The 9,504-nt window shown below is 65.9% G+C and carries 8 protein-coding genes; 3 read left to right on the top strand and 5 right to left on the bottom strand.

Going from position 1 to position 9,504, the window contains the following annotated elements; genetic code table 11:
* Nucleotides 1-206 precede the first annotated feature (206 nt).
* From ACFWPX_RS04175 to ACFWPX_RS04160, 4 genes are read right to left on the bottom strand one after another with little or no spacing between them, the layout of a single operon-like run.
* Entirely contained in the window at nt 207-824 is a 618-nt protein-coding gene (locus ACFWPX_RS04175; RefSeq protein ID WP_378925899.1) for a TetR/AcrR family transcriptional regulator, read from the bottom strand.
* A 7-nt stretch (nt 825-831) separates the two neighbouring features.
* On the bottom strand, nt 832-1,935 hold the full coding sequence (locus ACFWPX_RS04170; RefSeq protein WP_378925897.1) for a PDR/VanB family oxidoreductase: 1,104 nt from the start codon (nt 1,933-1,935) through the stop codon (nt 832-834).
* Nucleotides 1,936-1,943: 8 nt separating this feature from the next.
* Nucleotides 1,944-2,846 carry a metal-dependent hydrolase gene (locus tag ACFWPX_RS04165; protein ID WP_378925895.1) on the bottom strand — a complete coding sequence of 301 codons (903 nt, stop codon included), beginning with the start codon at nt 2,844-2,846 and terminating at the stop codon, nt 1,944-1,946.
* A 1-nt stretch (nt 2,847) separates the two neighbouring features.
* Nucleotides 2,848-3,762 carry an alpha/beta fold hydrolase gene (locus tag ACFWPX_RS04160; RefSeq protein WP_378925894.1) on the bottom strand — a complete coding sequence of 305 codons (915 nt, stop codon included), beginning with the start codon at nt 3,760-3,762 and terminating at the stop codon, nt 2,848-2,850.
* 187 nt (nt 3,763-3,949) lie between these two features.
* On the opposite strand from ACFWPX_RS04160, the gene ACFWPX_RS04155 reads away from it, so the two are divergent.
* Nucleotides 3,950-5,719 (top strand): amidohydrolase family protein, encoded by a 1,770-nt coding sequence (locus tag ACFWPX_RS04155; protein WP_378925892.1) that lies wholly within the window; start codon nt 3,950-3,952, stop codon nt 5,717-5,719.
* A gap of 57 nt (nt 5,720-5,776) precedes the next feature.
* Here ACFWPX_RS04155 and ACFWPX_RS04150 read toward each other — a convergent pair whose 3' ends face one another.
* Nucleotides 5,777-7,411, bottom strand: coding sequence for an acyl-CoA dehydrogenase family protein (locus ACFWPX_RS04150; RefSeq protein WP_378925890.1), 1,635 nt, complete (start codon nt 7,409-7,411; stop codon nt 5,777-5,779).
* 84 nt (nt 7,412-7,495) lie between these two features.
* Here ACFWPX_RS04150 and ACFWPX_RS04145 point away from each other — a divergent pair, with 84 nt between their 5' ends.
* Complete coding sequence (locus ACFWPX_RS04145; RefSeq protein ID WP_378925888.1) at nt 7,496-8,257, top strand: PaaX family transcriptional regulator C-terminal domain-containing protein; 762 nt, start codon at nt 7,496-7,498, stop codon at nt 8,255-8,257.
* Between the two features lie 160 nt (nt 8,258-8,417).
* Entirely contained in the window at nt 8,418-9,446 is a 1,029-nt protein-coding gene (locus ACFWPX_RS04140; protein WP_378925886.1) for a crotonase/enoyl-CoA hydratase family protein, read from the top strand.
* Nucleotides 9,447-9,504 lie beyond the last annotated feature (58 nt).

Here is a 9,504-nt window from a genome sequence, read left to right as displayed (position 1 = left end):
TTTACATACAGACAGACACCGAGAGTCCTAGCCTCTCTATAGTAGTGGCGGCGCGCCCCCCCCCCCGCGGCCGCCCCCCCCCCCACATCGCCATGTACGGCGTGCCGGTTCTACGGCTTTCAGTGTGGTGAACCGGTCGTGCGAAACGGCTCGTCACCGATGACGATCGCTCGTGCACGGTGCTGAGTTCCTGCTTCTGGAGGTAGTCACTGACGAGTGCGCAGTTCGTCGAGCATCTCAGCCCACCGGTCCGCCACCTGCAAGCGGCGGCGGGAGTCGTCGTTGAGCATGCCCGCGAGCCCGAGCCCACGCGCGGTGTCGAGAAACGCCTGCACCGTGGTGCGCACCGTGCGGTTGTTGCCGTCGAGGCGCAACAGTTCGATGAGCGCCCAGAAGCCGCGGGCGCCGACCTCGAGTTCCATGGCCGCGACGCGAGGTCCGAGCGTGGGGTCGTCGGAGGCGGCGATGCACAGCTGCAACGCGGCTTTGAACGTCGCACCCTGGTGCAGCTCCACGATCTGGCGGACGATCGTGCGGGTGTCTTCGGCCGCGTTGTGGTCGGCGTGCTGCAGCGCCTCGATCTCCGCGACCCGCGTCTCCATGATGTGCTGCACCGAGGCGGTGAACAGCCCGTCACGATCCTTGAAGTGATGCTGGACCGCGCCCCGGGTCACCCCGGCGCGCTCGGCTACCTCGGCGACGCTCGCGTTGCGCCAGCCGCGGGTGGCGAGCACGTCGAGCGCCGCCTCCACGATGCGCTGGTGGGTTGCCAGCCCGTTCTCGTTCTGCGGTCTGCGCCCCGTGGACGTATGTTGCCGACTCATCGTCGAGCTACAGATCGACGGTAAGACAGCCTTCGGCTCGTGACACGCATGGAAGGAAGTATCCCGCTTCCAGTTCCTGGGGGCTCAACGCGGTCGACCTGTGTTCCGGGGCGCCGTCGAGAACCCGGACCGCGCACGAGCGGCAGAAGCCCTGCTGACAGGAAAACGTGGCATCCGGTCTGGCGGTGAGAATGGCCGCGAGCGCCGTCTGCGCTGCCCCGACAGTGAGGGTCTCGCCGGTTCCGGCCAGCCGGATCTCGAACTCGGCGCCGTCGACAACGGGCGCGGCGGAGAACCGCTCGTAGTGGAACTCCACCTCCGGCCGATGCACCAGCGCGCCACGAAGTGCCTCGATCATCGGCGGCGGACCGCAGGTGTAGACGGCAGGTGCGCCGGTCAGGTCGCCGAGTAGCGTCGCGGGGTCGGCGAGCCCGGCTTCGTCATCGCAGTGCAGGGTCACCCTGTTCCCGTAGGGCGCGAGCTCGTCCAGGAATGCCATCGAGTCGCGGCTACGGCCGCAATAGACCATCGACCAGGGCATCCGCACCCGGTCGAGCAGGGCGAGCATCGGCAGGATCGGGGTGATGCCGATCCCGCCCGCGATCAGCCGGATGGCGGTGGTCGGCTGGTTGTAACCACCGACCGCGAGCGGGAATGCGTTGCGTGGCAGCCCGACTCGCAATCCGGTGCCCACCTGGAGGGCCTGATGGACTTCCGCGGAGCCACCGCGTCCCTCCGGAATCAGCCGGACGGCGATGCGATAGCGGGTCCGGTCGGCGGGCGCCCCGCACAGCGAGTACTGCCGAACTGTCCCCGAGGGCAATTCGACGTCGACATGCGCTCCCGGCATCCACGCGGGCATGACCGCGCCATCGGGGAGTTCGAATGTCACCGCAACCACGTTCTGATCTCGAGCCACGATGCCGCGCTCGGCGACCACGACATCGAAGAACTGGTGTCGACGGCCCGGACCGCGGTTCGGCGGTTCGGCGAGACCGTCGATCCAGTTGAGTACGTCGACGCCGACGTGCATCAGCCACATCAGGGGATCGCGACGGAACTTGCCGTGTGCGTGGGCGGGGATGTCGGCGAGACGAAGTCGATCGGACACGGATTCTCCTAGGCTGGGTCGGTGCGGGACTCGATGGTGGCGAGATAGGACAGGGCCTGGGCCATCGATCCGGTCTCATCCGGCCGGAAGCCGGGTTTGAGGTAGTCGAATGCGGAGCCGGTGACCGTCCCGACGGTGGGCAGCAGGCCGAGTCGACCGGCCTTGATGACCTGAGCGAGCACCCGAAGCCGCGAGGTCGGCGCCTGCGGGTCGTGCTTCACCAGGTACCAGATGTAGCGGCTCGAGAGCCAGATGGTCAGGGGAAAGACCAGCAGCATGGTTCGGACCCGGCGCCGGTAGCGATTGTCGAAGTACATCGCCAGGTCGTAGGCGACATTGCGGTGCTCCATCTCCTCGGCGCCGTGCCAGCGGAACAGTGCGCTCATGGCGGGGTCGGCGCCGTAGTCGTCCCAGCGGCAGTTCAGGACGAAATGTCCGAGGAAGGCGGTGAAATTCTCCAGGGCGGCGGTGATCGCCAGCCGGTTGATCAGATGCTGCCGGGTTCGGTTCGCGGTGCGGAAGGTTCTGGGGCCCAGTACCTTTCCGAGCATGAATCGTGACTGGGCCAGCAGGGGTTCCGGATCGATGCCGTTGCGCTCGAAGTAATCGTCGAGCGACTCCTCGTGTGCGTTGGCGTGAACGGTCTCCTGCCCGATGAACCCGAGCACGTCCTCACGGAGTCGGGGATCGTGCACCTCGGGCAGCGCCTCCTTGAAAGCGGCGATGAAGAATCGCTCGACCTCGGGGAACAGCAGGTGGTAGGAGCTGACCGTGTGGGAGGCGACGGGGTGGCCAGGGATCCAGTGCAGTGGAGTGTCACTCAGGTCGAATTCGACATTGCGTGCCTTCAACTGCAGCGGGCCGATGTCGACGGTATCCATCGGGAAGCGAGATTTCTTGCGCAGCAACATGTCATGCTCCTTGGCCGAGGTAGGCGATGAGGTGTCGGGTGATCGTGTCGGGCGCTTCGAGATGGGCGAAATGGCCTGCGCCGGGCACCACGATGCGATGACTTCCCGGTGGTAGCTGATCGAGTGCGTCGGCGCCGGTCGCGGCCAGACCGCAGGTGTCGGCGGCACCCTGCAGATACAGCGTCGGCACCCGGGGCGCGTCGAAGGCGGCGCGCTGTTCGGCGCGGTGCCGGCGGCTGCGCCGGTAGATCGGATTCCACACCGCGCGGTAGTAACTGAATGCGGCGCGCAGGCGAGCCCGCCCGTCGAGCGCGGCCAGGCCCAGATCGCGGTGCCGGGTCAGCGCTGAGCCCGGTGCCCACAGCCGCCACAGCGTGCTGACCAGCTTGCGCCCGATCGCCTCGGAAACCCACGGCAGCGACAGGATCGGCATGTACCAGCTGCGGGGTGCCTGTCGCAGAATCCGCCCGGCATTGCGGCGCAGTGCCATCGGAGCGAACAGTGCCTTGACCGTGGCAAGCGGTGGGATGGCGATCAGCACCGCACGGGCGAACAGTTCCGGATGGCTCGCGGTCGCCGCGCTGACGATCGCGCCACCCCAGTCGTGCCCGACGACCACGGTGCGCGCGTCCGCGCCGAGCGCCGCGTGGATGTGAGTCAGGTCACCGACCAGCGAGCCGATCGAATAGTCGTCATCGGCAGCCAGTGAGCTGGGCGCATAGCCGCGGGTGAAGGGCGCAACCACGTACCAGCCGTCGGCGGCGAGCGCGGGGCCGATGAGTTCCCAGGTCCATGCGCTGTCGGGAAAGCCGTGCACCAGCAGCGCGACGGGGTCGCCGGGATCGCCCCAGGTGAGGGCCTCGAGCTCGGCGGAGTTCGACCGGAACCGCCGCGTGGCGGGGGTGGTCGTCGGCATAGGACATCCCTTCGGTCCGGAATGTGGACCAGGCTTGCGATTCGACATTCGTTAGTGCATGGTTTTACGTGTTACCAGCTGTATCGTCAAGTGCGTAACAGGTTCGATACAGGTCAAATTAGCGTTTGCGCTCCAGCGTGGACCGAGCGTGACGCCATGCAGAGTCGCATGCCGGAAGGGTGTAGTGATGAGTGATTACGACCTGATCGTGCGGAACGGAATCTGGTTCGACGGCACGGGCGCCGCAGCGCGAACCGCGGACATCGGGATCAAGGACGGTGAGGTGGTCGAGGTCAGCTCGCGGCCGCTGGACGCCACCGACGACACCGAGGTGATCGATGCCACCGGCAAATGGGTGATGCCGGGCTTCGTCGACGTCCACACCCACTACGACGTGGAGATGCTGGTCGCGCCCGCGCTGACCGAATCTCTGCGACACGGCGTGACGACCACGATCATCGGGAACTGTTCGCTCACCACGATTCTCGCGTCCAACGTCGAGTGCGCCGACATCTTCAGCCGGGTCGAAGCCGTGCCCCGCGAGATCGTCATCGACACCCTGGATTCGCGCCGAACCTGGTCGACCCCGGCCGAATACGCGAAGGCCGTCGACAACCTTCACCTCGGCCCGAACGTGGCGGCCTTCCTCGGACAATCGGACCTGCGTATCCATGTGATGGGGATGGATCGCGCCGTCGACGACAAGGCGAAGCCGACCGATGCCGAACTCGACCGCATGATCGCGATCCTCGAGGACGCACTGGATACCGGATTCCTCGGCATGTCGGCGACAACGAACTGGATCGACAAGCTCGACGGTGACCTCTACCGTTCCCGCTCCCTGCCGACCACGTTCGTCAAGCGACGCGAATTCCGTGCGCTGAATGCCGTACTGCGCGAACGTGATCGGATCCTGCAGAGCACCCCGGAGATCTCGCTGACCCCGAACGTGCCCAAGTTCTTCCTCGCCGCGGGCGGCCGGCTCCGGCGTAAGCGCCTGAAGGTGTCGCTGCTCGCGGCCGCCGACTCCAAGGCGTATCCGCCGATCATCTACTTCATGCTCTACGGCGCGCCGATCATCAACCGGCTGCTCAACGGTGAGTTCAAGTGGCAGCATCTGCCGGTGCCGTTCACCGTCTATGCCGACGGCATCGATCTGGTGGTGTTCGAGGAATTCGGTTCCGGTGCAGCGGCTCTCGATATCAAAGACCAGGTCGAACGCAACGAGTTGCTCCAGAGCGAGGACTATCGTCGCTGGTTCCGGCGCGACTACGAGAACAAATTCTCGCCGAAGATCTGGCACCGCAACCTCTACGACGCGACTGTTGTCGCCAGCCCCGACCACACCCATGTGGGCAAGAGCTTCGGTCAGCTCGCCGACGAACGCGGCATCCACCCCGTCGACGCTTTCCTCGACCTCGTCGTCGAGCACGGGCGCGAGATCCGCTGGCGCACCACGATCGCCAATCACCGACCGAAGTACCTGGACAAGCTCGCCGCGAACAAGAGCGTGCACATGGGCTTCGGTGATGCGGGTGCGCACCTGCGCAACATGGCCTTCTACAACTATCACCTGCGGCTCCTCGAACGGGTGAAGTCCGCGCAGGGCAAGCGCAAACCGTTCCTGACCCTCGAACGCGCCGTCCACCGGCTCACCGGAGAGCTCGCGGACTGGTACAACCTCGACGCGGGCCACCTGCGGGTCGGAGATCGCGCCGACATCGTCATCGTCGATCCGGAAGGGCTCGACCAGGAGGTGCACGGGCTCGCCGAGCAGGAGGTTCCCGAGTACGGGGGTCTGCGGCGCATGGTCAACCGCAACGACCGTGCGGTCGCCGCGACGATCGTCAACGGCCGGGTGGTCTACCGCGACGGGGAGTTCGCCGACGGCGTCGGGACCGACTGGGGCCCAGGCCGTTTCCTGGCCGCGGGCAAGAAGGTCCGGGGCGCCCGATGACCTACCGGCCCGCACCTCGCGCATGTGGTCGTATGGGCGGATCGAAGCCGACGCCGTTCACTGCATCGATGCCTTCGGGGTCGCGCGCTCGATGATCGAGCCGACGTCGACTCCGGTCGGCAGCGTTCCGAAGACGTCGCCCCAGTCCGCACCCAGCCGCGTTCTGGTGTAGGTCTCGGCGACCGCGGGATGCCCGAATCGAAGCAACAGCGATCCGTGCAGCACCTTGGCCATCGTGCCGACCACGTTGCGTGCCCGGTACTGCATCGAATCGAAATCACTGAACTGCTGTTCGAGCGAGGCGAGTGCACGATCCAGGTTCTTGTCGACGCCCGCGGCCTTGCGCACCTCGTCGAAGTAGGCGTTCAGCGTCTCGGGTTGTTTGGCTATCGCCCGCAAGGTATCGAGCGCGGCGACGTTGCCCGAGCCCTCCCAGACCGAGGGCAGCGGGGCCTCCCGGTAGAGACGTGGCATTCGCGATTCCTCGACGTAGCCGTTGCCGCCCAGGCATTCGAGCGCTTCGGCGGCATGGACCGGACCCCGCTTGCAGATGTAGTACTTGCTGACGGACAGGCCGATCCGGCGCAGCAGCGCAGTCTGCGCGTCGTCGGCGGCGCGATCGGTCAGGTCCGCGAGCCACAACGCCGCCGTTGTCGCTGCCTCGGCTTCGACGGCGAGATCGGCGAGCACGTTGCGCATCAGCGGCTGGTCGATGAGGTCGGCGCCGAACGCCTTGCGATGGGCGGCGTGGAACGCGGCCTGCTGCACGCCGACACGCATGAGCGTGGCGGTGCCCAGCGTGCAGTCGAGGCGCGTCATATTGACCATTTCGACGATCGTCGGGACTCCTCGGCCTTCCTCACCGACGAGCCAACCGATGGCATTGTCGTATTCGATCTCACTCGAGGCATTGGAACGGTTGCCCAGCTTGTCCTTCAGTCGTTGGAGCAGGATCGCATTGCGGCTTCCGTCCGGAAGTACGCGTGGCACAAAGAAACACGTCACGCCGGCCGGGGTCTGGGCCAGCGTGAGGAAGAAGTCCGACATCGGTGCCGAGGTGAACCACTTGTGCCCCACGATTCGGTACGAGCCGTCTGCCTGCGGGACCGCCGTGGTGGTGTTGGCGCGCACGTCGGAGCCGCCCTGTTTCTCGGTCATCGACATGCCCGCGATCAGCGACCGTTTGGTATCGAGCGGCGCCAACTCGGGGTCGTAGGCGCGCACGGTGAGCTGTGCCTCGTAACGCCGAGACAGTTCCGGGTTGTGCCGCAACGCCGGTACCACCGCGTAGGTCATGCTGATCGGGCACAGATGGCCTGCGTCGGCCGGACCCCACGCCAGCAATTTCGCGGCACGCACGAGATGTGGATTCGCCTGATCGTCGGCCCATGGTGTGCCGTGTAGTCCCAGGTCGGTCGCGTGTCGCATGAGCTGGTGATAGGCCGGGTCGTAGACGACCTCGTCGACTCGATGCCCGTATCGGTCGTGTGTGCGCAGGGTCGGTGGGTGCGCTTCGGCGAGATCGCCGAGTTCGACCCCGTGCCTACTACTCGCCAGTTCTCCCGCGGCGAGCACCTCGGGCAGGCGTTGCGCCGCACCTGCCCGGCGCAGGGCGTCTGTAATCGGGGCGTAGTCGGCGGTATCGAGCCCGAAGGGCTGAACAGCTTGATTGGTTACCTCGTGTGTCGCCATGTGCGTCTCCTCAGTACTCGACTCGGTACGACGTTACATGTTTGCTTGATGCGCGTGAAGTATGTAATGAAATAGTATTTGCCGATGGTCCGAACCTCGAGTCGTCCGCGCAAACTGACCGCGCGTTCGGCGATCCTCAGCGCGCTGCTCGGCGCCCACCCGCCGCAGGCGACGGTCGGTGGAATCCTCGCCGTCGCCGCCGAGCTCGGCCTGCAGGAATCGGCCGTTCGTGTCGCGCTCACGCGAATGGTCGCCAGCAGTGATCTCGAGCGATCCGACGGTGTCTATCGACTGTCCGACCGGCTGGTCGAGCGGCAGCGCCGCCAGGACGCGGCTGTCGCTCCGCGCACGCGCCACTGGATCGGGCAGTGGCGGCTGGCTGTCGTCACGGTCGGCGCCGACGACTCCACCGACCGTGCCGCGATGCGGGAATCGCTGCGTGCCGCGCGATTCGGCGAACTGCGCGAGGGTGTTTGGGCTCGTCCCGACAATCTCGACGTCGACCTCTCGCCCCGGCTGCGCGAGCGGGTGGCGCTGTTCACCGCACTGCCGGAAGAGCGTTCGATCGAGCTCGCCGAGCGGCTCTTCTCGCCATCGACGTGGGCGAGCAGGGCTACCGAACTCGTCGCGACGTACGACCCCGAGGCGCCGATGGCGGCGCGGTTCGAGCTCGCCGCGGCGAGTGTGCGGCATCTGCTCGATGATCCACTGCTCCCGGAAGATCTTCTTCCGGTGCCATGGCCCGGTGCACCGCTGCGAGCGATCTACGAGCGGTTCCGTGTCGAATTCCAGGCGTTCGCCGAACCGCTTATGTCGGAGCATGGGGACATCCCCACGCCCCGGTGATCTCCGTCGGCCGAACTTCTGTCGCGAACATGGTGTTGACAAATATCTAGCGCGGGTGCGAGGTTAGTAATGCCGGAACCCTGAGTACCGCATACTCGCGGCTGTCGCTCGGCGCTGGGATCAAATCGACTGTCCGCATACCCGCCGAAGGGGAAATGCCGTGAACGATCAATCGCATTCGGGTCAGCGTCCTGCTGCCTGGTACGAGAACTGGACGGAGGTGCCCGATTCGCCCTGGCAGGACCGTCCGGCACCGGACTACGAGCGTGAGTACGCGACCCTCACCTACGAGCGTGACGGGCGGATCGCGAGGATCACCTTCGATCGAGCGGAGAAGGGCAACACGATCACACCGGACACCCCGGTCGAACTCGCCCACGCGGTGGAGCGCGCCGACCTCGATCCGCGCGTGCACGTGATTCTGGTTTCGGGGCGCGGCAAGGGCTTCTGCGGCGGATACGACCTGGACATGTTCGCGGAGAAGGGCTTCGATACCGGCTCGGGACCGGACGAAGTCACCGGAACGGTTCTCGACCCGGTCGTCAACGCGGCCAACCACAATCCGTGGGGTACTTGGGACCCGATGATCGACTACGCGATGATGAGCAGATTCAATCGCGGATTCGCCAGCCTGATGCAGGCGAACAAGCCGACGGTCGCCAAGCTGCACGGATTCGCTGTCGCGGGCGGCACCGATATCGCGCTCTACTGCGACCAGATCATCTGCGCGGACGATACCAAGATCGGCTATCCGCCCACGCGTGCCTGGGGCATTCCGGCCGCTGGAATGTGGGCCCATCGACTCGGTGACCAGCGGGCCAAAAGGCTGCTCTTCACCGGCGACTGCATCAGCGGTCAACAGGCGCAGGAGTGGGGCCTGGCCATCGAATCGTGTCCCGCCGAGGAACTCGACGCCCGTACCGAGGCGTTGGTCGAGCGCATCGCGCGAATGCCGGTGAACCAGCTCATGATGGCCAAGCTCGCGCTGAATTCGGCGTTGTACTCGCAAGGCGTGGCCAATTCGGGAATGATCAGCACCGTCTTCGATGGCATCTCTCGCCATACCCGTGAGGGCTACGCCTTCCAAATGCGGGCTGCTACAGCGGGTTTCCGAGAGGCAGTCCGTGAGCGCGACGAGCCGTTCGGCGACCACAAACGCGCACAGTTCGACCGGGACGCGCCGCAGTAACCACCCGGACCACCTCGGCTATCCGAGCTTTCACCCTCGTACTGATCGAACGTGACGG

Origin of the sequence: Nocardia sp. NPDC058518 (assembly GCF_042719655.1) — a bacterium.
In the GTDB taxonomy this organism is placed as follows: domain Bacteria; phylum Actinomycetota; class Actinomycetes; order Mycobacteriales; family Mycobacteriaceae; genus Nocardia.
This window is presented reverse-complemented; position numbering and strand designations above follow the sequence as displayed.